The sequence below is a fragment of the Microbacterium sp. OR16 genome (genome assembly GCF_047306725.1).
GTDB lineage: Bacteria > Actinomycetota > Actinomycetes > Actinomycetales > Microbacteriaceae > Microbacterium.
Genome location: NZ_JAZEXK010000001.1, coordinates 500,761 through 523,444, shown reverse-complemented (window position 1 = coordinate 523,444; position 22,684 = coordinate 500,761). Strand labels below are relative to the sequence as shown.

23 protein-coding genes and 1 tRNA gene are annotated in these 22,684 nt (G+C 69.2%); 9 read left to right on the top strand and 15 right to left on the bottom strand.

Annotated features, from left to right (window positions below; genetic code table 11):
- Positions 1-20: 20 nt before the first annotated feature.
- On the top strand, positions 21-929 hold the full coding sequence (locus V2S05_RS02540) for an SDR family oxidoreductase (protein ID WP_413633710.1): 909 nt from the start codon (positions 21-23) through the stop codon (positions 927-929).
- Positions 930-954: 25 nt separating this feature from the next.
- Here V2S05_RS02540 and V2S05_RS02535 read toward each other — a convergent pair whose 3' ends face one another.
- Positions 955-2,145: a trans-sulfuration enzyme family protein gene (locus V2S05_RS02535; RefSeq protein ID WP_413633709.1), complete on the bottom strand. Its 1,191-nt coding sequence runs from the start codon at positions 2,143-2,145 to the stop codon at positions 955-957.
- A 114-nt stretch (positions 2,146-2,259) separates the two neighbouring features.
- Here V2S05_RS02535 and V2S05_RS02530 point away from each other — a divergent pair, with 114 nt between their 5' ends.
- A complete protein-coding gene (locus V2S05_RS02530; RefSeq protein WP_413633708.1) occupies positions 2,260-2,739 on the top strand; it encodes an Lrp/AsnC family transcriptional regulator in 480 nt (159 codons plus the stop codon).
- Between the two features lie 2 nt (positions 2,740-2,741).
- On the opposite strand, the gene V2S05_RS02525 is transcribed toward V2S05_RS02530, so the two are convergent.
- Together V2S05_RS02525 and msrA are read right to left on the bottom strand one after the other, a co-directional pair.
- The gene (locus V2S05_RS02525; RefSeq protein ID WP_271637781.1) at positions 2,742-4,082 is read right to left on the bottom strand and encodes an APC family permease; all 1,341 of its coding nucleotides are present in this window, start codon (positions 4,080-4,082) and stop codon (positions 2,742-2,744) included.
- Positions 4,083-4,167: 85 nt separating this feature from the next.
- Positions 4,168-4,725, bottom strand: a complete 558-nt coding sequence (gene msrA / locus V2S05_RS02520) for a peptide-methionine (S)-S-oxide reductase MsrA (RefSeq protein WP_413633706.1) — start codon at positions 4,723-4,725, stop codon at positions 4,168-4,170.
- A 165-nt stretch (positions 4,726-4,890) separates the two neighbouring features.
- On the opposite strand from msrA, the gene V2S05_RS02515 reads away from it, so the two are divergent.
- The 3 genes from V2S05_RS02515 to V2S05_RS02505 are packed head-to-tail and all read left to right on the top strand — an operon-like array spanning position 4,891 to position 6,115.
- Positions 4,891-5,364, top strand: a complete 474-nt coding sequence (locus tag V2S05_RS02515) for a carboxymuconolactone decarboxylase family protein (RefSeq protein ID WP_271637782.1) — start codon at positions 4,891-4,893, stop codon at positions 5,362-5,364.
- Positions 5,361-5,711 carry a GNAT family N-acetyltransferase gene (locus tag V2S05_RS02510; protein ID WP_413633705.1) on the top strand — a complete coding sequence of 117 codons (351 nt, stop codon included), beginning with the start codon at positions 5,361-5,363 and terminating at the stop codon, positions 5,709-5,711. The genes V2S05_RS02515 and V2S05_RS02510 overlap by 4 nt, the downstream gene beginning before the upstream one ends.
- 11 nt (positions 5,712-5,722) lie before the next feature.
- A complete protein-coding gene (locus V2S05_RS02505; protein WP_271639657.1) occupies positions 5,723-6,115 on the top strand; it encodes a DUF1304 domain-containing protein in 393 nt (130 codons plus the stop codon).
- Between the two features lies 1 nt (position 6,116).
- Here the strand turns inward: V2S05_RS02505 and V2S05_RS02500 are convergent, their stop codons facing one another.
- Positions 6,117-7,112 (bottom strand): pirin family protein, encoded by a 996-nt coding sequence (locus tag V2S05_RS02500; protein WP_413633704.1) that lies wholly within the window; start codon positions 7,110-7,112, stop codon positions 6,117-6,119.
- Between the two features lie 203 nt (positions 7,113-7,315).
- Between V2S05_RS02500 and V2S05_RS02495 the strand changes: the two genes are divergently transcribed.
- Positions 7,316-7,951, top strand: a complete 636-nt coding sequence (locus V2S05_RS02495) for a hypothetical protein (protein WP_271637786.1) — start codon at positions 7,316-7,318, stop codon at positions 7,949-7,951.
- Between the two features lie 29 nt (positions 7,952-7,980).
- Complete coding sequence (locus V2S05_RS02490; RefSeq protein ID WP_413633701.1) at positions 7,981-8,589, top strand: PRC-barrel domain-containing protein; 609 nt, start codon at positions 7,981-7,983, stop codon at positions 8,587-8,589.
- Between the two features lie 37 nt (positions 8,590-8,626).
- Here the strand turns inward: V2S05_RS02490 and V2S05_RS02485 are convergent, their stop codons facing one another.
- Complete coding sequence (locus tag V2S05_RS02485) at positions 8,627-8,971, bottom strand: hypothetical protein (protein ID WP_413633699.1); 345 nt, start codon at positions 8,969-8,971, stop codon at positions 8,627-8,629.
- Positions 8,972-9,153: 182 nt separating this feature from the next.
- Between V2S05_RS02485 and V2S05_RS02480 the strand changes: the two genes are divergently transcribed.
- Positions 9,154-10,725: a molybdopterin-dependent oxidoreductase gene (locus V2S05_RS02480; RefSeq protein WP_413633698.1), complete on the top strand. Its 1,572-nt coding sequence runs from the start codon at positions 9,154-9,156 to the stop codon at positions 10,723-10,725.
- A gap of 54 nt (positions 10,726-10,779) precedes the next feature.
- On the opposite strand, the gene V2S05_RS02475 is transcribed toward V2S05_RS02480, so the two are convergent.
- The 10 genes from V2S05_RS02475 to V2S05_RS02430 all read right to left on the bottom strand — a co-directional run bounded on the left by V2S05_RS02475 (position 10,780) and on the right by V2S05_RS02430 (position 21,900).
- Positions 10,780-10,851: transfer RNA gene (locus tag V2S05_RS02475), tRNA-Gln, on the bottom strand.
- A 100-nt stretch (positions 10,852-10,951) separates the two neighbouring features.
- Complete coding sequence (locus V2S05_RS02470; RefSeq protein WP_413633696.1) at positions 10,952-12,265, bottom strand: threonine/serine exporter family protein; 1,314 nt, start codon at positions 12,263-12,265, stop codon at positions 10,952-10,954.
- Positions 12,262-13,767: a glutamate--tRNA ligase gene (gltX, locus tag V2S05_RS02465; RefSeq protein ID WP_413633695.1), complete on the bottom strand. Its 1,506-nt coding sequence runs from the start codon at positions 13,765-13,767 to the stop codon at positions 12,262-12,264. The genes V2S05_RS02470 and gltX overlap by 4 nt, the downstream gene beginning before the upstream one ends.
- 62 nt (positions 13,768-13,829) lie before the next feature.
- Positions 13,830-14,588 carry a class I SAM-dependent methyltransferase gene (locus tag V2S05_RS02460; RefSeq protein WP_413633694.1) on the bottom strand — a complete coding sequence of 253 codons (759 nt, stop codon included), beginning with the start codon at positions 14,586-14,588 and terminating at the stop codon, positions 13,830-13,832.
- Between the two features lie 34 nt (positions 14,589-14,622).
- The gene (locus V2S05_RS02455) at positions 14,623-15,876 is read right to left on the bottom strand and encodes an MFS transporter (protein WP_413633692.1); all 1,254 of its coding nucleotides are present in this window, start codon (positions 15,874-15,876) and stop codon (positions 14,623-14,625) included.
- Positions 15,877-15,881: 5 nt separating this feature from the next.
- Positions 15,882-16,658: a fumarylacetoacetate hydrolase family protein gene (locus tag V2S05_RS02450; protein WP_413633691.1), complete on the bottom strand. Its 777-nt coding sequence runs from the start codon at positions 16,656-16,658 to the stop codon at positions 15,882-15,884.
- Positions 16,659-16,901: 243 nt separating this feature from the next.
- Positions 16,902-17,882 carry a hypothetical protein gene (locus V2S05_RS02445; protein WP_413633690.1) on the bottom strand — a complete coding sequence of 327 codons (981 nt, stop codon included), beginning with the start codon at positions 17,880-17,882 and terminating at the stop codon, positions 16,902-16,904.
- 195 nt (positions 17,883-18,077) lie between these two features.
- A complete protein-coding gene (locus V2S05_RS02440) occupies positions 18,078-19,181 on the bottom strand; it encodes a branched-chain amino acid aminotransferase (RefSeq protein WP_413633689.1) in 1,104 nt (367 codons plus the stop codon).
- Positions 19,182-19,228: 47 nt separating this feature from the next.
- Positions 19,229-20,278 (bottom strand): 3-isopropylmalate dehydrogenase, encoded by a 1,050-nt coding sequence (locus tag V2S05_RS02435; RefSeq protein WP_413633688.1) that lies wholly within the window; start codon positions 20,276-20,278, stop codon positions 19,229-19,231.
- A gap of 92 nt (positions 20,279-20,370) precedes the next feature.
- Complete coding sequence (locus V2S05_RS02430) at positions 20,371-21,900, bottom strand: MFS transporter (RefSeq protein WP_413633687.1); 1,530 nt, start codon at positions 21,898-21,900, stop codon at positions 20,371-20,373.
- An 82-nt stretch (positions 21,901-21,982) separates the two neighbouring features.
- On the opposite strand from V2S05_RS02430, the gene V2S05_RS02425 reads away from it, so the two are divergent.
- Entirely contained in the window at positions 21,983-22,552 is a 570-nt protein-coding gene (locus V2S05_RS02425) for a TetR/AcrR family transcriptional regulator (RefSeq protein WP_413633686.1), read from the top strand.
- The last annotated feature ends 132 nt before the right edge of the window (positions 22,553-22,684 follow it).

Genomic DNA, 22,684 nt, shown 5'->3' with positions numbered 1-22,684 from the left:
CCACGTGAGAAGGAGTGAACATGACCGACGAGAACACCCCCGACCAGCTGATCTTCCAGAACCCCGTGGATCGTTTCCCCTCGATCACCCCGCCGAAGCAGGATCAGCCCGAGCCGGGCCTCGACGCCGAGCTGAAGCCGAAGGCCGACCGAGGAGAGCAGTCCTACCGCGGAACCGGGCGGCTCGAGGGGCGTCGTGCCCTGATCACCGGCTCCGACTCCGGGATCGGCGCGGCTGTGGCCATCGCGTTCGCCCGCGAAGGTGCCGACGTCGCGCTGTCGTACCTGCCGGAAGAGGAGGAGGACGCGCAGCATGTGAAGGCCGTGATAGAGGAATGCGGGCGTCGGGCATTCCTCTTCCCTGGAGACCTCACCGACCGCGATTTCTGCGCCGAGCTCGTCGGGAAGGCGGTGCAGGCCCTCGGCGGCCTCGATGCCCTGGTGAACAACGCGGGCAAGCAGATCGCCGTCGAGGACATCGCCGACCTCAGCGACGAGCAGGTCACCGAGACGTTCACGACGAACATCGTCGCGATGTTCCGGATCTCGCAGGCGGCCCTGACGCACATGCCCGCCGGGTCGACCATCGTGAACACCACCTCGATCCAGGCGTACGAGCCTTCGCCGCACCTGCTGGATTACGCCTCGACCAAGGCTGCGATCAACAACTTCACGAAGGGTCTTGCGCAGCAGGTTGCGGGCAGGGGCATCCGTGTGAACGCGGTCGCGCCCGGTCCGATCTGGACGCCCCTGCAGGTCTCGGACGGCCAGCCGAAGGACGCGCTGCCGGAGTTCGGCAAGAGCACTCCGCTCGGTCGCGCCGGTCAGCCCACCGAGCTCGCCCCGGCCTACGTGTTCCTCACCTCGCCGGAGTCGAGCTACGTGCTGGGCGAGACCCTGAACGTGAACGGCGGCATGCCCACGCCTTGAGCACGCGCGATGTCGCCGGTGCGGATCACGCCGTGGTGCGCACCGGCGCCTTCGCGAGCGCCTGCTCGAGGTCGGCGAGCAGGTCGTCGACATTCTCGAGCCCGATGGACAGCCGCACGACATCGGCCCCCGGTCGCGCCTCCGGTGCGACCGGACGATGGGTGAGCGCGGCCGGATGCTGGATCAGCGAGTCCACGCCGCCGAGGGACACCGCGTGGGTGAACAGGCGCACGGCTCCGGTGAGCGCCTCCGCCGCGGCGTAACCGCCGACGAGGCGGATGGCGATCATCGCTCCCCCACCGCGCATCTGCCGTCCGATCAGCCCCCGCTCGTCGCCGAACTCCGGATACAGCACCTCGCTGACGGCCGGATTCTGCTGCAGGGCGTGAGCGAGCGAGCGGGCGGTGCTCTGCTGCGCGTGGATGCGCATGGGCAGTGTGGCGAGGCCTCGATGCAGCAGATACGCGCCGAGCGGATGCAGCAGCGCACCCGTGATCGCGCGCACTCGCCGCAGCGCCTGAGCGGTCTGCTCGCTGCACGAGATCACGCCGGCGATGACATCGCCGTGACCGCCGATGTACTTCGTCGCGCTGTGCATCGACATGGTCGCGCCGAGGTCGAGGGGGTTCTGCAGCAGCGGGGTCGCGAACGTGTTGTCGACGAGTACGGGGACGCCGCCCGACTGCGCCACGACGGCGGCGATGTCGACGAGGTCCAGCGTCGGGTTCGCGGGCGTCTCGAGCACGATCATGCCGGTGTCCTGGCGGATGCTCGACGACACCTCGTGCTCGTGGCAGAAGGTGACCTCGGCCCCCAGCAGGCCCGAGTCGAGCAGATGATCGGTGCCGCCGTACAGGGGCCGCACCGCGACGATGTGGCGCTTGCCGACGGCGGTCGTGTGAGCGAGGATCGCGGCGGTCATGGCCGCCATCCCCGAGCCGAAGGCGACGGATGCCTCGGAGTGCTCGAGCTCGGACAGCGCCTCCTCGAAGCGCGCCACCGTGGGGTTCCACAGCCGGGCGTACACGTTGCCGCCGTCGGGCAGCGGATGGCCGCCGGTCGCCATCGACTCGTAGGAGTCGCCGCCGTGCAGGATGTCGGGCAGCGGGTTCGTCGACGACAGGTCGATGGGCGCGGCGTGGACGCCGAGGGCGCCGAAGTCGGCGCGGCCTGCGTGGACGGCAACGGTGTCGGGGTGCAGCGGCATGTCGGGCATGCCGTAGATCCTGCTCTCATCTCGCATCCCAGTCCAGCCTCATTGTCGAAGAATGACACCGAACACGCGTATGTTGTTCGCAGAGCAATTCGCCGTGAGACTCAGGAGCACAAGTTGGCCGCAGCACAGCACGGCCTCGTCGACGAGCTCGACCTGCGCATTCTGGCGGCGCTGATCGAGGCCCCCGACGCCCCGATCAAAGAGCTCGCGCTGGAGCTGGGCATCCCCGCATCCACCTGCGCCTTCCGGCTGCGTACCCTGCGCGGTCGCGGAGTGATCACGGGCTCACGCCTCGAGATCGATCCGGCGAGTGTCGGCGCTCCGGTGCAGGCCATGATCCGCGTGCGCCTCGGCACTCACAGCAGGGACGGCGTGGAGGCGCTCTTCGACGCCCTCGCGACGACCCGCGGTGTGCTGCAGGTGTTCCACATCGCCGGGGCCGACGACTTCCTCGTGCACGTGGCCGTGGCCGATGCCGCCGCGCTGCGCGACATCGTGCTCGAGCGCATCACGGTGCACGACATCGTGCGGGCGACCGAGACGCAGCTGGTCTTCGAGCTTCGCGAGGGCGCGGGCGTCATACCGCGTCGGTGAGCTCAGCGCTCCGCCGCGATCTCGTCGGGACGATCTGCGACGGGCTCTCCGGCGAAGCGACGGGTGCTGAGCCACAGGATCACGCCCACGGCCAGCAGGATCGCCGCGAAGAGCCAGACGATCGGGCGCTGCTGACTCAGCAGCACCAGGCACGAGATCACGCCGAGCACGGGCACGAACGTCCACACCCGGAAGTGCTCGTGCTGCACCCTGTCACGGCGCAGCACCAGAACCGACACATTGGCGCTGATGAAGACCAGCAGCAGAAGCAGCACGACGGTCTCGGCGAGAGTCGCGAGGTCGCCGACCAGCGTCAGCAGCATCGCCACCACGGTCGTCGATGCGATCGCCACCCACGGGGTGCGCCGCCGCGGCAGCACCCGCCCCAGCGGTGCGGGGAGCAGACCCTGCTCGGCCATGCCGAACGCAAGCCGGCTGGCCATGATCATCGTCAGCAGAGCGCCGTTGGCGACGGCGATCAGAGCGATGAGGCTGAACAGCCACGACGGCACGCTGACCCCGGTCGCCTCGACGACCGCCAGCAGGGGACCCGTCGACTTCTGCAGCTCGTCGGTCGGCAGGGCTGCAGCACTCGCGACGCCCACGAGCACGTAGACCACACCGGCGGTGACCAGGGCGCCGAACAGCGCCCGCGGATACACCCGACTGGGCCGCTTCACCTCTTCGATCACGTTCGCCGAGGTCTCGAACCCCACGAACGAGTAGTAGGCGACGATCGCGCCGCCCAGCACCGCGCCGGCGACGCCGACCCCCTCGGGCAGCTCGGTCGCTCGGCCGAGGTCTCCTCCACCCCCTCCGACGTATATGGCCACGACGACGATCACGATCACGAGTCCGGAGAGCTCGATGGCCGTCATCACGAGATTCGTGCCCATGGATTCGCGGATGCCTCTCGCGTTGAGCAGTCCCACGAGAACGAGGAACACCATCGCCGCAGGGATCACCGGCACGTCGATGAAGGTGGCCAGGTAGTCGCCCGAGAACGCGATGGCGAGGCCCGCCGCGCTCACGACGCCGGCCGCGAGCATGCTGAACCCGACCAGGAACGACAGCAGGGGGCTCCGGAACGCGCGCTCGGCGAACACGGCCGCTCCCCCGGCCCGCGGATACTTGGTCACCAGCTCGGCGTACGAGCCCGCGGTGAGCAGCGCCAGCAGCAGCGCGACGATCAGGGGTGCCCACAGCATGCCGCCCGCGCTCTCGGACAGCACACCCATGAGGGCGTAGATCCCCGCGCCCAGCACATCGCCGAGGATGAAGGCGAACAGCATCGGGCCGCTGATCGCGCGGCGCAGGCGGGGAGAGCTCTCGGTGGTGTCCATCCCCCGACGCTACGGAGAGTGCGCCGCCGGCGCATCCCCTTGACACCTGCTCGGCTGCACCGATAGCCGCACGGGCGGCCGGGGCTCAGGCCGTCGCGTCGGCCTCGCGACGAGGCAGCACCCAGCCCGCGCGCGGGAAGTGGCAGGTGTAGCCGTTCGGGTAGCGCACGAGATAGTCCTGGTGCTCGGGCTCGGCCTCCCAGAACGGCCCGGCGGCCTCGATCGTCGTGACGGCCGGGGCGGGCCACAGTCCCGAGGCGTCGACGTCGGCGATGGTCTCGCGCGCGATCCGCTCCTGCTCGGCGTCGAGCGGGAAGATCGCCGAGCGATAGCTGGTGCCGATGTCGTTGCCCTGACGGTTGAGGGTCGACGGGTCGTGGATCTGGAAGAAGAAGGCAAGGATGTCGCGGTACGTCGTCTGCGACGGGTCGTAGACGATCTCGAGCGCCTCGGCGTGACCGGGGTGGTTGCGATAGGTGGCGTGATCGTTCTCACCGCCGGTGTAGCCGACCCGAGTGGCGAGAACACCGGGCTGGCGACGCACCAGATCCTCCATACCCCAGAAACAGCCGCCCGCGAGCACCGCCGTCTCAGCGCCGTCGCGGCGGGTGATCTCTCCGGTGTCGCTGGTTCCGCTGGTCATGCTCGTCTCCTCTTGATCGAATCCGGATGCCCGGGTCTTCCATTCTGCCCTCGTCGGGCCTGCCGAGGGCCGGTCTCGGCGCCGACTGCCCGGGAATGCAGGGCTCGGCGTCTAGGTTGGTGCTGAGAGCCGCACGGCGGCGGGTCCCGGCATCCGAGGAGAGAAATGCGCCCCTATCTCGACAAGTCCGCTCCCGAGGTCTGGAAGGCCGCGGGCGACTACTCTCGCGCTGTGGCAGGCGAAGCCGAGCGCCGCGGCCTGACGCTGCAGGAGAGCGAGTTCATCAAGATCCGCACCTCTCAGCTGAACGCCTGCGCGTTCTGCCTCGATCTGCACACGCGCGAGGCCCGAAGCGCCGGAATCCCGCAGCAGAAGATCGATCTTCTGCCGGCATGGCGTGACACGAGCCTCTTCTCCGAGCGGGAGAACGCGGTGCTGGCGATCGCGGAGGCTGCGACCCGTCTGCCGCTCACGGAGGAGTCGAAGGCCGATCTGTCGGGTGCTCATGCCGTTCTCGGCGACGAGGCGTTCGCCGCCGCGGAATGGGTTGCGCTGACCATCAACATGTTCAACAGGATCTCGATCCTCAGCGAGCATCCGGTGCGCCCACGCAACGACAACGGAAAGGTGCTGTCATGACCGAGAAGCGATTTGAAGTCCGCGAGGTTCCCGACCAGTCGCACTACGTGCTGATCGACCGCGGGCCGGACGGCACGCTGTCGGATGAGATCGGCGAGTTGTCGTACGCCGACGTGGGCGACGAGCGGGTGCTGTACCACACCGGCGTCTCTGAGGCGTACAGCGGGAAGGGGCTGGGGTCGAAGCTGGTGCGCGCCGTCGTCGACGACGTGGTCGCCGCCGGCAAACGCATCGTCCCGGTCTGCCCCTATGTCGCGGCGTGGCTTCCCAAGCATCCGCAGTACGCCGATCACGTCGTCGAGCGCCGCAGCGAGCACGGCGCGGCGGTCAAGGCTCTGACCGACTGAGAGGCATGATCATGATCATCGCCGCGCTCGTCCTCGCCGCTCTGGCGGCGCTGCTGCACGTCTACATCTTCTACATGGAGTCGATCGCGTGGACCAGTCCACGGGTGCGCTCGACCTTCGGCACCTCGCTGGAGGAGGCGCAGGCGACGAAGGAGATGGCGTACAACCAGGGGTTCTACAACCTGTTCCTCGCGCTGATCACCGCGATCGGCATCGCGCTCATCGTCAACGGAGCCGCAGACGCGGGAGCCGCGCTCGTCTACGCCGGTGCCGGCTCGATGGCCGCCGCCGCGACGGTGCTCTTCGCCTCCAGCAGTGACAAGCGCGGGGCCGCGCTGACGCAGGGCGTGCTGCCGCTGCTGACCGTCATCTCCCTGACGATCGGTCTCGCGCTGCGGGGTTGAGCTACTCGCGCGGGCGCAGCCGCACCGTCGGCAGCGGCGGAGCCGGCAGCGGGGCGAGCTGACCGTCGGCATAGGGACCGAACAGCGCAGGCTTCCCCATATCGCGCGGGTCGGCGCTCTCGAACCCGAGCTCCGCCTGGTAGCGCCGGCGGAACTCCTCGATCTCGTCGTGGCTGCGCCCGATGAAGTTCCACCACATCACGATCTGCTCGCCCAGCGGCACGCCGCCCAGCAGGATCACGCGCGCGCCCTCGGGTCCCGCGGTGATCTGCATCGTGTCAGCGCCGGTGGGCACGTAGCCGAGCTCGCGATGCTGCACTGCGGCGTCGTTGACGGTGATGGATCCGGTCTCGGCCAGGGCCGCGTGCTCGAAGTCGCGACGAACCGGCAGCGTGACACTCGCGCCGGGTTCGAGAAGAAGCTCGGCACCGAGCATGTCCGGGGTTCGCGTGTCGACCGGAGAGGTTGATCCGAGCAGCGAGCCGATGAACACCCGGATGCTCGCGCCGGGCAGTTCAACGGGGTCCGGCGCGTAGTGCGCGAAGCCGTGCTCTGAGAACCGGGTGGCATCCGGGAGGGCATACCAGAGCTGCACGCCGTGCAGCACCGTCGTCTCAAGGGTGCTGATCTCCTGATGGGTGATTCCCTGACCCGCGATCATGAGGTTGAGCTCACCCGGCAGCACCGCTGCCGCGACGCCGTTCGAGTCGAGGTGGTCGATGCGCCCGGTGAAGAGCCACGACACCGTCGCGAGTCCGGTGTGCGGATGCCGCGGCACCTCCATGCCGCCTGTCTCGGCGACGTCATCCGGGCCGTAGTGATCGAGAAAGCACCACGCTCCCACGAGCGATCGACGCCGCTGCGGCAGAGTGGGGTAGACCGTCATGGCCCGGATGCCGCCGAGCGGCACCTCACGAGGTGTGAGCACCTCCACCGCGGTGCACGGCTCGCCCGGGTCGAGAACGCGCAGCGGCGGGTTCTTCTCGAGGTTGGTCATCGCGGCTCCTGAGTCTGTTGCGACTGCGTGCGGGATGCAGTCAGCGTAGCCGCGATCCACATGAATCCGTCCCTGGACGGTGCAGCCGCGACGGGCGGCACGTCGGATGCCGCGAGGTCAACCCCCTCCTCGGCGCAGGGCTCAGCGTCGACTCTGGGGAGATGACGTGGGCATGATCCGCCCACCAGACGTCAGGAGTCGAGATGAGCACACCCAATTCGGATCCTCGTGACCGCGAAGCCGCAGCCGTGTCCGCCGAGCGAGGACCCACCCAGCGCGAAGAGGCACTGGAGCGGGAGCAGGAGCGGTTCGGCGGCTTCAAGTGGGGATCGGCCTTCTTCGGCTGGCTCACGGCGACCGGCACGGCGGTTCTGCTGACGGCGCTTCTGGGTGCGGTCGGGGCCGGCCTCGGTCTCGGTGTCACCGAAGGCGACGTCGAAGACGCCGCGCAGGAGATCGGGGCGAATGCTCAGACGGTCACCATCATCGGGGCGATCGCCCTGGCCGTCCTGCTGTTCATCGCCTACTACTGTGGCGGCTACGTCGCCGGTCGGATGGCCCGATTCTCAGGGGCGAAGCAGGGCCTGGCCGTCTGGATCTGGGCCATCGTCATCGCGATCGTGGTGGCCGTCATCGCCGCCGTGGCCGGTTCGCAGTTCAATGTGCTCGGTCAGCTGAACAGCTTCCCCCGCATCCCCGTGGATGAGGGCAGCCTGACTGTCACCGGCATCGTCACCGCGATCGTCGTGGCTCTGGTCAGTCTGGGCGGCGCGATCCTCGGCGGCATCGGCGGAATGCGCTACCACCGCCGGGTCGACCGCGTAGGACTCGGACGCTGAACCGCCGGCGACAGAGAGGAGGACAACCCATGATCGAGGCACACAGGATCAACAGCCTGTTCGACGCGGACGTCGTCGACGCGGACGGATCGAGGATCGGCACGGTGAAGCACGTGTACGTCGATCCGGAAGGCGGTCAGCCGCTGTTCGCCGGTGTCGCCACCGGCTGGTTCGGCAGATCGGAGTCGTTCGTGCCGCTGCGCGACGCCGACTTCGACGGCGAGGTGCTGCACCTGCGGCACGATAAGGACACAGTCAAGCACGCCCCCCGCATCGATGCGGACGGCGTTCTGACCGACGACGACATCGATCGCATCCAGGACTACTACGACGACGGCGACACCGATTCCGGCGACGCCGACACGCGCGATGCCGCCTCGGTCGAGTCCGCCGCTGTGGACCAGCGACCCGCGCGCAAGCGGATCCGCGTGCACAGGTACGTCATCACGGACGAGCGGACGGCCACGGCTTCTGGCACGCAGCACGACGCAGCGTCGGATCGTGGCCGGGTCGTCGACGAGACACGGTACGAGACGGTCGAGGACCCGGGTCCGGACCGGCTCGACGAATCGCGAGTGAGCGCAGCGGACGAGTCGCGCGATCGCGGAGGCGACGAGCTGCGGCGCCATCGCGAGTGAGCGCGACGGCGCCGCAGGGCGACTCGGCATATCGCTGTCAGTCGTCGATGTCGCTGAGCAGGTCTTTCAGAGCCTCCTCGATCGACGTGTGATCGTACTGGCCCGCCCTGCTCTCGGCCGAGATCACCGCGCACCGGTGCAGACGGCGGAAGTCGCCGTACGGAAAGCTGTACCGGCCCTTCGTGCCCTCGGTGGCGCTGGTGTCCTCACCCAGATGCCAGAGCGCGAACTCGTCCATGCCGTGCTTGTCGATGAACGCGTTCTCATCGTCCGTGCTCGGCGCGTGCTCGCTCCAGTCGTCGCGTTCGTCTCGGACGACGTCGCCCTTGCGCAGCAGTCCGCGGGCGTGCTCGAGAGCCTTCTTGTTCAGCTGGGTGGCCATGGTCTTCTCCCCTTTTCTCGTGCGTGCCTGCTCCACATTGCGACAGCGGGGCGGCGACCCGAAGGCCCTGGCGGGTGCGGAGGACGGATGCTAGGCACGCGGCGCGCATTCGATCCGATCCGGTTCTGATTCCGAACCACTCAGCAAGCGGCCCTCGGGGCCGATCGGAGGATCGGGGAGCAATGTCGAAGCAGAATCGTCGGGGCACGTTCATCGTCTTCGCCGCGATCGCGGGAGTGGTCAGTGGTCTGGTGTTCCTCGCGGCGGCAGAGCTGTCGGCGCTGCTGGTCGCCAGGGATGCGAGTCCGGTGCTGGCGGTGGGCTCGTTCGTCATCGACGTCGTGCCGCAGCCGCTGAAGGAGTTCGCCATCTCGACGTTCGGGGAGTTCGACAAGATCGCGCTGCTGATCGGACTGGGACTCGCAGTGGCCATCGCATCGGCTGTGGCCGGCATCCTGCAGCTCGTCCGGCCCCCTCTCGGCGTGATCGCACTCGGCATCGCCGGGGCGCTGTCGGTGGCCGCGACCACGACGCGCGCGGGAGTCGCCCCGCTCGCGTTCCTCCCGCCGGTGATCGGGGCGGTCGCGGGATGCGTCGCGCTCATCTTCCTCCGCAAGCGGCTCGTATCCTGGCAGCGTGCGGCCGTCGCCCCCGAGGCAGGAGCCGCCCCCGCAGACGGCGTGACCATCGACAGGCGACGGTTCTTCGCTCTCGCCGGGATCGCCGGGGGATCCGCGCTGATCGTCGGGATCACGGCCCGCGCAGTGAACGCGGCGACCGCATCCGTCGCGGCGATCCGCAAAGGACTGCGTCTGCCACCGGCGCGCACATCGGTGACCATCCCCGATGGAGCCGAACTCGACGTCCCGGGGATCTCGCCGCTGTTCACCCCCAACTCGGACTTCTACCGGGTCGACACCGCCCTCACCGTGCCCACCGTGGACCCGGCGAGCTGGCGGCTCGTGATCGACGGCATGGTCGACAAGCGGGTCGAGCTCTCGTTCGACGAGCTGGTGGAGATGGGATTGGACGAGTACGCGATCACCCTGACCTGTGTCTCCAACGTCGTTGGCGGCGACCTGGTCGGCAACGCGATGTGGCTGGGTGTGCCGCTCCGAGACGTGCTGCGGCTGGCCGGCCCGCACACCGATGCCGACATGGTGCTCTCCCGCAGCGTCGACGGCTACACCGCCAGCACGCCGCTGTCGGCCCTCACCGATGACGGCCGCGATGCGATCCTCGCCGTCGGCATGAACGGACAGCCGCTCCCGCTCGAGCACGGATTCCCCGTTCGCATGGTGGTCCCGGGACTGTACGGGTACGTGTCGGCGACGAAGTGGGTCACCGAGCTCAAGGTCACCACGTTCGAGAAGGATGAGGCGTACTGGACGCCGCGCGGCTACAGCGCCCAGGCCCCCATCAAGTTCTCGTCGCGCATCGACACCCCGAAGATCGGCAAGAGCGTCGCGGCCGGACGCATCCCGATCGCGGGTGTCGCGTGGGCGCAGACGGTGGGCATCGAAGCCGTCGAGGTGAGCATCGACGACGGCGAGTGGCAGCGCGCGACGCTCTCCGCCCCGATCAACACCGACACCTGGGTGCAGTGGATGCTGGAGTGGGATGCCACCCCGGGAACCCACTACGTCACCGTGCGTGCGATCAACAAGGACGGCGAGATGCAGGTCGAGGAGAGCGCGCCGATCGCGCCGGACGGATCCACGGGCTGGCAGCGATCCCTGATCGCCGTGAGCTGAGACTCGCGCGTCGGAGAAACAGAGAACCCCCGCCTGAGCGGGGGTTTTTCTTAGCTGGGGTACCTGGACTCGAACCAAGAACAACTGAACCAGAATCAGCCGTGTTGCCAATTACACCATACCCCAAGGGCGAAACCGGAGCCTCGCACCGAGAGTCAAGCTTACCCGAGCGGCGTGCAGATGGCGAATCGGCGCCGGATGCCCGGGCGTGGCGCACCCGGCGCCATCACAGCTCCCCCATGCGGGCCGGCTTCGTCCACCGCAGGAACACCGTCGAGCGGGTGATGCGCGCGAGATCCGCCAGCAGGGCGCCCACCTTCGTACCGATGCACAGGCTGAGGAACATCATCGGCGCCGACGCCAGCGCCTGCGCGTCGAAACTCGCCAGCGACATCAGACCGACCGTGCCGGGCACGAGCAGCAGGAACGCCGGCTGGAACGACACGGTGGCGGGTACGGCCAGCATCACGCGCTCGAGCACGCGGGCGGCGACGAACAGCACGGCTGCCGCGATCCCGATCGCCACCACGCTGCCCACCATCGGGCTGAACGCGGCCAGCACGCCGTAGGTGCCGGTCATCGCCACGATGCAGACGAGGGTCAGACGGAAACCCGATCCGAACGCCAGCCCGATACCCACGGCCAGCACGATGACGGCGATCCATGCCGTCCACACTGGCGGCAGAGCGTCCCACCCGGCGCTCTCGTTCGACAGCTGCACGGCCTCGCCGACCAGCGCCGCCGATGCCGAGTCGACGCGCAGGCCGGTCAGAGCGGCCCCTGCGTACAGGCCGGCCGCCATGAACGCCAGCATGATGAGTCCGTACATCAGGCGCGATGCGCCGGTCACGATGTCCGTCGAGGTCAGCTCGAGCAGCGCGTTCGTGATCAGCGCGCCCGGAACGAGGATCGCCACCGGTGCGCACACCGCGAACAGCGGCACGGGCCCGAGATCCAGCGCGTTCGCGACGACCCCGACGAGCAGAGTCGACAGGAACGACGACACGAAGGGGGCGACCGCCGCCGCTGCGCGCACCCGCATCATCAGCAGGGTGAGCCCGCCGACGAGCAGTCCGACCAGCAGCGCGAGCGCCGCCGCCCACCACGGGCAGCGGAACAGCACCGCCAGCGCCGCCGAGAGCAGTCCGCAGCCGATGACGCTCTGCGCGCCCGGCATCCGGCGGGGCGTCGCGCGGATCGCCGCCATGCGCGCGGGAGCGGATGCCAGCGGCACCGCCCCCATCTCGAGGTCGCGCACCAGCCTGCTCGCGCGAGCGGACTGACGGAACGTCAGCGCCTCGCCCTTGCCGATCACCGTCGTGGTCGCCGACGCCGCACCGGGCCTGCTGACCATGACCATCTCCGGCAGGATCGCGAACTCGAGGGTCGTCTCGGGCGCCGCGCGACGGCTCACCTGCTCGAGAGATCCCCGCACATCGGTCACCGAGGTGCCGCATTCGAGAAGCAGCACGCCGAGATCGCCGAGGATCACATCCGTCTCGGCGGCCGGCATCACGGCATCCGGCGCCAGACGACTCACGCCAGGAAGTCGGCGAGCATGCGCAGACGACGCAGCGACTCGCCCTTGCCCAGCAGCTCCATCGACTCGAACAGCGGCGGCGAGACGCGCCGACCCGTCAGAGCGACGCGCGGCGGACCGTACGCGATGCGGGGCTTCAGCCCGAGCTCGTCGACGAGCTTCGCCGAGAGCGCCGCCTGGATGGCATCCGGGGTGAAGTCCTCGACCGGCTCGAGAGCCGCGGCGCACGCCTCGAGCACCTCGGCGGCGTTCGCCGGCAGGCCCTTCAGCGCATCGGCCTCGTACGAGACGTTGTCGGTGAACAGGAAGCCGAGCATGCCGGCGGACTCGCCCAGCAGCTGCATGCGCTCCTGCACGAGCGGCGCCGCGCGGAACGCAAGAACGATCTGCTCGTGGGTCGGCTCGCCGCCGAACACGTCGGCCGCGGCGAGATAGGGCAGCATCCGCTCGGCGAAGTCCTTCTCATCCAGCATCCGGATGTGGTCGCCGTTGATCGACTCGGCCTTCTTCTGGTCGAAGCGGGCCGGGTTCGGGTTGACGTCGGCGATGTCGAACGCGGCGATGAACTCGTCGAGCGAGAACACGTCGCGGTCGGCCGCGATCGACCAGCCGAGAAGCGCCAGGTAGTTCAGCAGGCCCTCGTGGATGAAGCCGCGCTCGCGGTGCAGGAACAGGTCGGCCTGCGGATCGCGCTTGGACAGCTTCTTGTTGCCCGTCTCGCCGAGCACGAGCGGCATGTGCGCGAAGCGCGGCACGAAGGTGGTGACGCCGGCCTGGATCAGCGCGTCGTACAGCGCGAGCTGGCGGGCGGTCGACGGCATGAGGTCTTCGCCGCGCAGCACGTGGGTGATTCCCATCAGCGCGTCGTCCACGGGGTTCACGAACGTGTACAGCGGCACGCCGTTGGGGCGCACGACGACGAAGTCGGGGAACGAACCCGCGGGGAACGTCACCTCGCCGCGGATGAGGTCGACGTACGTGAGGTCCTCATCGGGCACCCGCAGCCGAAGCGCCGGCTGACGGCCCTCGGCGCGGAAGGCGGCCTTCTGCTCGTCGGTGAGGTCGCGGTCGAAGTTGTCGTAGCCGAGCTGCTTCGCGCGGCCGTTGGCCTCGTTGCGCGCGTCGATCTCCTCCGCCGTCGAGTAGCTCTCGTAGAGCGCGCCGGTCGCCAGCAGCTTCTCGATGACGCCGCGGTAGATGTCGTGCCGCTCGGACTGGCGGTACGGCGCGTGCGGACCGCCGACCTCGACCCCTTCATCCCAGTCGATCTTCATCCAGGTGAGCGCGTCGACCAGCTGGCGGAAGCTCTCCTCGCTGTCGCGCGCCGCGTCGGTGTCTTCGATGCGGAAGACCAGCTTGCCACCGTTGTGGCGCGCGTACGCCCAGTTGTACAGCGCCGTGCGCACCATGCCGACGTGCGGCAGGCCGGTCGGCGAGGGGCAGAAGCGCACGCGGATGTCGGATCCGGTCGCGGTGGTGGTGAGGGGATGCACGGTAGCCATATCCCCTCGATTCTATCCGGGGCGGATGCCCGAGCCCGGCGCGTCCCGATACCGCACTGCGATCAGCGGACGTGCTCGACGGCGATCGCTGCGGTCTGCGTCATCGGCATCCGTCCGCCGTCGGCGCGATCTGCGGTCAGGTCGTCGAACGCCGTGCGGAACCTCGCGCGATCGGCGTCTGCCAGCGTCGCGTAGAACGCACCCGCACCGGCCACTCCCCCGGTGACCGACTGCCAGAGCGCCTCCGGCTCGACGTGCCACGTCCACGTGAGCTCAGTGACCTCGGGGTGCCACCCCGCCTCGGTCAGCATCCGTCGCAGGCCGTCGGCGGTGCGCTCGAAATCCCTATCGGGGTCGAGTCGTGCCGGGGATGCCGGAGCGAGGCCGGCGCGCGCGGTGACCTCGCGCCACAGCGCAGTCGGTGCCGCCGACCAGGTCGTGACGATCACGAGGTCGCGGGACACCCGTCGCAGCTCGGTGGCCGCAGCTCGCGGGTCGGGAACGTGGTTCAGCACGAAGTTCGCCGTGACCGCGTCGAACCGGCCGTCGTCGAACGGGAGATGCGGTAGCGCGTGGCTGACGATGGGCAGCTTCGGATGCCGGGCGCGGGCGACCTCTCGCATGCTGGGCTCGGGCTCGGCTGCGGTGACCCGCCAGCCGGCATCCGCCCATGCCGCGGCGAGGGTGCCGTCTCCCGCGCCGACGTCGAGCAGCGCGCGGCCGCGAGCAGGCCCGGCGATCTCCCGCAGCCGTTCACCCGTGCCCGCGCACAGCGCGGCGTACGAGGCGGCGAACGCCTCGCCCGTGCCCGCCCAGCTCACGCCGCACCATCCCGGATCATGCCGCACTCGCCGATCATGCCGTCTCGCGGATGCGGCCCAACGGCGAGAGGGCGATGATGGCGATCACGAGCACCAGCGCGACCGTGGCGAGGCCGCCGTAGCCGAACTGGGTGAGCACGATACCCGCGCCTGCGGCGCCGACGGCCGCCGTGAGGCTCATCAGCGAGTCGCTGACGCCCTGACGCCTCGGGCGCATGAGCACGGTCGACGATTCGGTCAGCAGCGCCGCTCCGGCAACGGTCGCCGCGCTCCAGCCCAGGCCGAGCAGGATCAGCGCGACCATCACACCCGCCGGATGATCGCCGGCGATCATCGCGGTGAGCAGCGAGGCGGTGAGCACGGCCTGCCCGAGCAGCACGACCCGGATGCGCCCCCACCGATCGGCGAGGATGCCGAACAGCGGTGACAGGCCGTACATGCCTGCGACGTGCAGCGCGATCGTGACACCGACCAGCAGTGTCACATCCTGCGTCGATCCGTGTCCGCCGCCGTGCGCCATGTGCTTCAGATGGATCGGCGTCATCGCCATGACCGACGCCATCACGGCGTGCGAGCCGGAGACGGCGAAGATCGCGTAGCGCGCGACGACCGGTCGGTCGATGTCGGCGCCGAGCACGGCGCCCTTCGCCGAGGATCCCGCCACCCTCATGGCGGTCAGCAGCGGGTCGGGACGCAACGCGACGACGTACAGCACGAGCGCCGCTGCCTGCGCGATGAGCGAGAAGAGGTACGAGCCGGTCAGCGGCGGCATCCCGATCCGAGCGCCGACCTCTTCGCCCAGCGGCAGCAGCAGAGGCCCGGTCACGCCGCCCACGGTCGTCGACCAGACGACGATCGACAGATCACGCCCGCGGTGTGCGGGCGAGGCGAGGTCGGTGGCGGCGAAGCGCGACTGCAGATTGCCGGCGTTGCCCATCCCGATCATGATGATGCCGACCAGCAGCAGCGGGAAGAAGCGCAGCGCGGCGGAGGTGATCACGATGCCGATGCCGATGAGGGCCAGCAGGTTGCCTGCAGTCAGCGACATCCTCCGGCCGCGGCGCGCCGCGAACCGGGACAGCGGGATGGCGAAGGCGGCGGCTCCCAGGGTGACCGATGCGGTCGCGAGCCCCGACAGCGCGTCATCGCCGGAGAGGTCGGCGGCGAGCAGCGCGCCGAGCGAGACCGTGGCGCCGAATGCGATGCCGCCGAGCACCTGCCCGGCGGCGAGCACGCCGACGGTGCGCCTCTGGACGGCGGGCAGATCCTCGATCGGCGGCGTGCTCACCGCACTCACGCGGCGGGGGCGGCGTCGCGCACGGGATTGCGCAGCACGCCCAGTCCGCTGATCTCGATCTCGACGGTGTCTCCTGCCACGATCTCGCCGACGCCCGCGGGTGTCCCGGTCATGATCACATCCCCGGGCAGCAGGGTGAAGACCGCAGAGGCGTAGGCGATGATGTCGGCGACCGAGTGGATCATGTCGGTCAGCGGAGCCTGCTGGCGGGTCTCGCCATTCACACGGGTCTCGAGCCTGGCGCCGGCCGCGTCGAACTCGGTCTCGATGATCGGCCCGAGCGGGCAGAAGGTGTCGAACCCCTTGCCGCGGGTCCACTGCCCGTCCTTGCGCTGCAGATCGCGGGCGGTCGCGTCGTTGCCGATCGTGTAACCGAAGACGTAGTCCAGGGCATCCGCGGCACTGACGTTCTTGGCGATGCGGCCGATGACAGCGACGAGCTCGCCCTCGAACTCGGTGCGCTCGGAGATCACGGGGCGCACGATGCTGTCGCCCGGGCCGATGACCGCGGTGTTCGGCTTGAGGAAGAGCAGCGGCTCCTCCGGCGCGACGTTGCCGAACTCCGCTGCGTGGTCGTGGTAGTTGCGCCCCACGCAGACGACCTTCGAGCGTGGGATCACCGGGGCGAGCAGCGCGACGTCGCCGACCGGCACGCGCTCCCCCGTCGGCTCGTAGCCGGCGAACATGGGGTCGCCGTCGAGCACGACGATCTCGTCATCGTCGAGGATGCCGTACCGGATGCCGTCGTTGTGACTGAAACGCGCGATCTTCACCCCGTCAGCCTATCCCCGCCGTCCCTCCCCCGCGGGTCCTCCGCCCCGCCTCCCATCAATTGCGCCGACACCCCTACTTCTTGCCGACACCCCTACTTCTTGCCGACACCCCTACTTCTTGCCGACACCCCCAGCTACGGGCGACCGTACGTAGGGGTGTCGACAGTAGGTGGGGGTGTCGGCGGCCGCGCGACCGGCGGCTGGGAGGCGGGAGCGCGAGCAGCGAGCAGAAGGCAAGAGCGCTCAGCCGGGTGGACGGACGCCGAATGCCGCGAGGCGCGCGCCGAGGGCATCCGGCGTCCTGATGTGTTCGTATCCCCAGCGGGCGAATCGCCACCCGGTCACGCCGCGGATGTCGTCCTCACGCCGCTTCTCCGCCAGCACTGCCGTGTGTGCGTCAGGCGCGCTCCGCAGAGTCGCGTCGGTGTACTTGCCCTCACCATCGAACTCGCCGAAGGTGCGGGAACGCAGGAATGCGAAATCGACCCAGTACTGGTCGCCCTGCGACCCGGTGACCGGGATCTGCAGGTCATATTGCGAGAACCCGAGCTGGTGCAGGCGGACTCTACTCACACTCTCGCCTGGCAGCTGAGCGCGGCCGTCGGCGAACTCGATGACGCACCGTGCCTGCCGCACGCCTCGGAGCCCGATGCCTGCCCGTTTCAGGACATCCGCTCGCCATTCCGCGTCCGCGTCGGAATCCCGCTGCTGGCCGGTGACCGACACCTGCCGAAGTGCCGCATCGGCACAGCCGACGGCCATCTCGAACGTTCCCGTCCGCGCGACGTCTAGTGCAGTGCGGGCCGGCGATGTCAGCCGAAGGCCATCGAGCTCCGCCACCTCGTCAGCCGCCAGCCGCATGTCCCGCCGGATGACCCCGGCGATCACCCGACTGTGCCGTCGTCCGTCGACGACGATCTGCACCGGCTTGTCGCCCATGCGGTACAGCGGCAGGCCCCAGATGACCGCTGCGGACGTATGACTGAACAGGGGCCCCGTTCCGGGACTGGCTGCGCGCACCGCCAGCACCTTCAGCAGATGCCGGCCCTCCCACCACAGAGTGGACCAGTCCCCCGCGCGGACATAGGCACCGCGATGCAGCCTGATCAGTCGCCCCGCAGCGACGTCCTGGCGCAGTCGCCGAACAGGTAAGCCAGCCGCCAGAAGCTGCTCTCTGCTCAGCAGCAGCTTCCTGGCCTGAGAGATCTCGAGACGTCGGCGCATTCCGACATCCTGATCCGCCGGACCGGGCACATTCCGGCCCTCCACAGGCAAGATCGCTGAGCCCTGCCTGTGCAGAACGAGTCCGTACCCCGCGACACCCCTACAAAAGGACGACACCCCTACCTGCGGGCGGCCGCACCTAGGGGTGTCGGCAGCAGGTGGGGGTGTCGGCGAAGAACGGCAGAGAGGCCCAGGTCAGTCGACGCGGACGAGCCAGCCGTGCTTGTCTTCGCGCCGGCCGTACTGGATGTCGGTCAGCTCCTCGCGCAGCGAAAGGGCCAGGTCGCCGAGTGGCTGCTCGTCTTCGAAGTCGTCCGAGACGAGGGAGCCGATCGGGGTGACGACGGCGGCGGTGCCGCAGGCGAACACCTCGACGATGTCACCGGATGCCACACCCTGGCGCCACTCGTCGAGCGAGACCGCACGGCGCTCGACCGTCAGCCCCCGGTCTTCCGCGAGCTGCAGCAGCGAGTCGCGGGTGATGCCCTCGAGGATGCTGTCGGACTGCGGCGTCACGACCCGGCCGTCCTTGTACACGAAGACGACGTTCATGCCGCCGAGCTCTTCGACATTGCCGTCCTGATCGAGGAAGACGACCTGGTCGCAGCCCTTCGCCGAGGCTTCGGCCTGCGGCAGCAGGCTGGAGGCGTAGTTGCCGCCGGTCTTGGCCGCACCCGTGCCGCCCTTGCCCGCGCGGGCGTAGGTCTTCGACAGCCAGATGCGCACCGGCTTCACGCCACCGGTGAAGTAGGCGCCTGCGGGCGAGGCGATCAGGTAGTACGCCACCTTCTTCGCGGGGCGCACCCCGAGGAACGCCTCCTTCGCGAACATGAACGGCCGCAGGTACAGGCTCTGGTCGACTCCAGACGGCACCCAGGCTCCGTCGACGGCGATGAGCTCGCGGATTGACTGCACGAAGTACTCGGTGGGCAGCTCGGGCAGGGCGAGACGGCGGGCGCTGCGGCGCAGGCGCTCGGCATTGCGATCGGGGCGGAAGGTGTACACGCCACCGTCGGCATGGCGGTACGCCTTGATGCCCTCGAAGATCTCCTGCCCGTAGTGCAGCACTGCGGCGGCCGGGTCGAGTGAGATCGGGCCGTACGGCTGCACGCGCGGCCGGTGCCAGCCGCCCTTCTCCGACCAGCAGATGTCGACCATGTGGTCGGTGAAGTTCGTGCCGAAGCCCGGGTTCTGCAGGATCTCCTCACGCTGTGCCGGGCTCTTGGCGGCGAGATTCTTCGTCACGGCGAACGTGAGCTCAGCGGTGTCGGAGCTGGCTGTGGTGGCGGTGTCGGTCATGTCTGTCCTCTGTCGGGATGCGGCGGCGATGCGCGCGTGCTCTCAGGTTACGCCTGCAGCCGGGCGATGATCGCGTCGCCCGTCTCGGCCGTGGTGCGCGCGGCGCCCCGGCCGGCGATGTCTGCTTCGACCGCCCGCTGCACCCGCGCGGATTCGTCGCGCAGGCCGAGGTGGTCGAGCAGCAGGGCGACCGACAGGATCGCTGCGGTCGGATCGGCCTTCTGCTGCCCCGCGATGTCGGGAGCCGAACCGTGCACCGGCTCGAACATCGAGGGGAAGGCGCCTTCAGGGTTGATGTTGCCCGAGGCTGCCAGGCCGATGCCGCCCGTGACGGCACCGGCGAGGTCGGTGAGGATGTCGCCGAACAGGTTGTCGGTGACGATCACGTCGAATCGCGCCGGATCGGTCACGAGGAAGATGGTGGCGGCGTCGACGTGCAGGTAGTCGACGGAGACGTCGGGATGCTCGGATGCCACCTGATCGACGATCCGCTTCCAGATCGCACCCGCGTGCACCAGCACGTTGGTCTTGTGCACGAGGGTGAGCTTTCGGCGCCTCCGCTCGGCGAGCTCGAAGGCGTAGCGGACCACGCGCTCGACGCCGAATGCGGTGTTGACGCTCGTCTCGTTCGCGACCTCGTGCGGGGTTCCCTTGCGGATCGCCCCGCCGTTGCCGACGTACGGCCCCTCGGTGCCCTCGCGCACGACGACGAAGTCGATCTCGCCGGGGTTCGCCAGCGGGCCGGATGCCCCGGAGAACAGCTTCGAGGGACGCAGGTTCACGTAGTGGTCGAGTTCGAAGCGCAGCTTCAGCAGCAGGCCGCGCTCGATGTTCGCGTCTTTCAGGCGTTCGTCACCTGGCATGCCGCCCACGGCGCCCAGCAGGATCGCATCGTGCGAGCGGATCGCCTGCAGGTCGTCGTCGGTGAGAGTGTCGCCGGTGGCGAGGTAGCGATCGGCACCCAGCGAGAACGATGTCTTCTCGAATGTCACGTCGCCGTCTGCGGTGACCGCATCGAGCACCCGCTCGGCCTCGGCGATGACCTCTCGTCCGATGCCGTCACCCGGGATGACGGCCAGCTTCACGACGCGCGACATGAGTCTCCTTGGGGCCCTGCTCGTCCGCAGCGCGGGTCGCCGCGGACTCTGTCTCCAGCGTAGCGGCGCCCTGGCGCCGCTCACGCCGGATGTCAGCGCGTCGGACGCAGTGTGGTCGCGGCGACGACGATGGCGGATGCGACGAGCAGCGCGCCGATGAGAGAGGTCGTCACGATGCCGGAGTCGAAGGCGTGCGCGGCGGCCCGCCACAGGGCATCCGCCTGGCCGCTCGGCAGATCCTGCGCGGCCGCGTACGCGCCGGCGAGAGTCTCGCGTGCCTGGGCGGCGGCCGTCCCGGACACGCCGTCCGGAATCGTGAGCGCGCCGCGGTAGAAGGCCGTGATGATCCCGCCCAGCACAGCCGTGCCGAGCACCGCGCCGAGCTCGTATGCGGTCTCAGAGACGGCGCTCGCGGCGCCCGCCTTCTCTGCCGGAGCGTGAGCGAGGATGAGCTCGTTCGAGATGGTCTCGGCGGCGCCGATTCCGATGCCCAGCACCACGAATGCCAGGATCAGCCAGGCGACGCTGTTCCACTGAGCGGTGAACGCGACGATCAGGTATCCCCCGACCGACAGCAGCAGCCCTGCGGGAACGACGATGTGCGGTGGCACACGCCGCGAGATGGGCACCACGCTCAGGCCGGCGACGATCATGGCGGCCATGCCGGGCACCAGGGCGAGACCGGCGACCATCGGCGAGAGCCCGAGCACGAGCTGCAGCTGCTGAGGCACGAAGTAGAGGAATCCGACGAGCGCGATCACGCTGAGCAGGTTCACGAGGATTGCACCGCTGAAGCCGCCGCGACGGAACAGGCTCATGTCGAGCATGGGCGTCTCGGCGCGCAGCTGGCGACGCACGAACAGCCACCCCATCACCAGGCCCACGACGACGAGCAGCGCGGCGACGATCGTCGGCCCGTCGACGGCGAACGACTTGATCGCGTAGACGATGGGGATCATCGCGGCCATCGACAGGGCGATCCCGAGCGGGTCGATGCGTCCTGGGTTCGGGTCGCGGCTCTCCGGCAGCAGCCAATAGCCGCCGACGAGCAGCGGCACGAGCATGGGCACCGCGATGAGGAACACCGAGCCCCACGCGAAATGCTCGAGCAGGAATCCCCCGACGACCGGCCCCAGCGCCGATCCAGCCGAGAAGCCCGATGCCCAGATGGCGATGGCCAGGCGGCGCTGGTCGCGGTTCGGGAAGATCGAGCGCAGCAGCGACAGGGTCGATGGCATGAGCATGGCGCCGAAGAAGCCCAGGGCCGCCCGTGCGGCGATGAGCAGGCCGGCCGTCGGCGCGAACGCCGCCAGCGCGGACACGACGGCGAAGCCGGTGGCGCCGATGAAGAGCATCCGTCGCCGACCGAACCGATCGCCCATGACGCCCATGGTGACGAGCAGGCCCGCGAGCACCAGGGAGTAGACGTCGATCACCCAGAGCTGCTCGGCACCGGTGGGACGAAGAGCGAGCGAGATCTCGGGCAGCGCGAAGCTGAGCACGGTGTTGTCGACCGACACCAGCAGCACGGGCAGCATGAGCACGGCCAGCGCGGCCCACCCTCGTGCACCGACGCGCGCACCATCGTCGTGGGTCAGCCGGGTCGGGGCTGTGACGGACATTCCTGCACCTCTTCTGCTTCGCCGGTTTCTAAACCGTCCGGCTGGTACAGTAACACAGGATCCCGATCGTCAGGAGTAGCCGATGTCCCGTCCCCCGCTTGCTCGCGAACGCGTACTCGACGCATATCAGAGCATCCTCATCGCCGAGGGCGAGCGAGCCGCCACTCTCGAGGCGGTGGCGCGCGAGGCCGGGGTCTCGAAGGGCGGGCTCCTCTATCACTTCGCCGCGAAGGAAGACCTGACGGCCGGACTCGTCGCCCGACTGGCCGCGCTGACCGACGATGACCTGCACCGCATGTCGGCCGCGGCGGAGGGACCGATCGCCTACTACGTGCGCACCTCGGTCATGGAGGACGACGCGCTCGACCGCACGCTCATCGCCATGACGCGGCTCGCCCAGGGCGGCTCGGCGACGGCATCCGATGCCCTGCGCGAGGTGCGCACCCGGTGGGCGGATGCGATCCGTCCGCACGTACGCGACGAGACGGCGCTCGATCTGGTCATGCTGCTCAGCGACGGGCTGTACTTCAACAACTCGCTCGCCGAGCCCGGCGACGACCAGAGCACGCTGAGCGAGTTCGTGCCCGCGGGCGCCGCGCTCGAGCGACTGATCGACCTTGTGGTGAACGCGACGACCCCGACCGCGGGCTGAACCGGGCTCCGCGTCACGCGGCTCGCCCGCGCCTGTCCGGGAGCCAGGTGTCGCCTGCGCGGGGTCCATAACCGGCATCCGGCTCCTCGCCTCAGCCGACCCCAGCCCGCATGGCTCCTCGCGTCAGCCGAC

Excerpts from the sequence above, each read along its gene's own strand:
- V2S05_RS02540 (WP_413633710.1), top strand. The coding sequence starts at position 21 with ATGACCGACGAGAACACCCCCGACCAGCTGATCTTCCAGAACCCCGTG.
- V2S05_RS02535 (WP_413633709.1), bottom strand. The coding sequence starts at position 2,145 with ATGCCCGACATGCCGCTGCACCCCGACACCGTTGCCGTCCACGCAGGC.
- V2S05_RS02525 (WP_271637781.1), bottom strand. The coding sequence starts at position 4,082 with ATGGACACCACCGAGAGCTCTCCCCGCCTGCGCCGCGCGATCAGCGGC.
- msrA (WP_413633706.1), bottom strand. The coding sequence starts at position 4,725 with ATGACCAGCGGAACCAGCGACACCGGAGAGATCACCCGCCGCGACGGC.
- V2S05_RS02515 (WP_271637782.1), top strand. The coding sequence starts at position 4,891 with ATGCGCCCCTATCTCGACAAGTCCGCTCCCGAGGTCTGGAAGGCCGCG.
- V2S05_RS02510 (WP_413633705.1), top strand. The coding sequence starts at position 5,361 with ATGACCGAGAAGCGATTTGAAGTCCGCGAGGTTCCCGACCAGTCGCAC.
- V2S05_RS02505 (WP_271639657.1), top strand. The coding sequence starts at position 5,723 with ATGATCATCGCCGCGCTCGTCCTCGCCGCTCTGGCGGCGCTGCTGCAC.
- V2S05_RS02500 (WP_413633704.1), bottom strand. The coding sequence starts at position 7,112 with ATGACCAACCTCGAGAAGAACCCGCCGCTGCGCGTTCTCGACCCGGGC.
- V2S05_RS02495 (WP_271637786.1), top strand. The coding sequence starts at position 7,316 with ATGAGCACACCCAATTCGGATCCTCGTGACCGCGAAGCCGCAGCCGTG.
- V2S05_RS02490 (WP_413633701.1), top strand. The coding sequence starts at position 7,981 with ATGATCGAGGCACACAGGATCAACAGCCTGTTCGACGCGGACGTCGTC.
- V2S05_RS02485 (WP_413633699.1), bottom strand. The coding sequence starts at position 8,971 with ATGGCCACCCAGCTGAACAAGAAGGCTCTCGAGCACGCCCGCGGACTG.
- V2S05_RS02480 (WP_413633698.1), top strand. The coding sequence starts at position 9,154 with ATGTCGAAGCAGAATCGTCGGGGCACGTTCATCGTCTTCGCCGCGATC.
- gltX (WP_413633695.1), bottom strand. The coding sequence starts at position 13,767 with ATGGCTACCGTGCATCCCCTCACCACCACCGCGACCGGATCCGACATC.
- V2S05_RS02445 (WP_413633690.1), bottom strand. The coding sequence starts at position 17,882 with ATGCGCCGACGTCTCGAGATCTCTCAGGCCAGGAAGCTGCTGCTGAGC.
- V2S05_RS02440 (WP_413633689.1), bottom strand. The coding sequence starts at position 19,181 with ATGACCGACACCGCCACCACAGCCAGCTCCGACACCGCTGAGCTCACG.
- V2S05_RS02435 (WP_413633688.1), bottom strand. The coding sequence starts at position 20,278 with ATGTCGCGCGTCGTGAAGCTGGCCGTCATCCCGGGTGACGGCATCGGA.
- V2S05_RS02430 (WP_413633687.1), bottom strand. The coding sequence starts at position 21,900 with ATGTCCGTCACAGCCCCGACCCGGCTGACCCACGACGATGGTGCGCGC.
- V2S05_RS02425 (WP_413633686.1), top strand. The coding sequence starts at position 21,983 with ATGTCCCGTCCCCCGCTTGCTCGCGAACGCGTACTCGACGCATATCAG.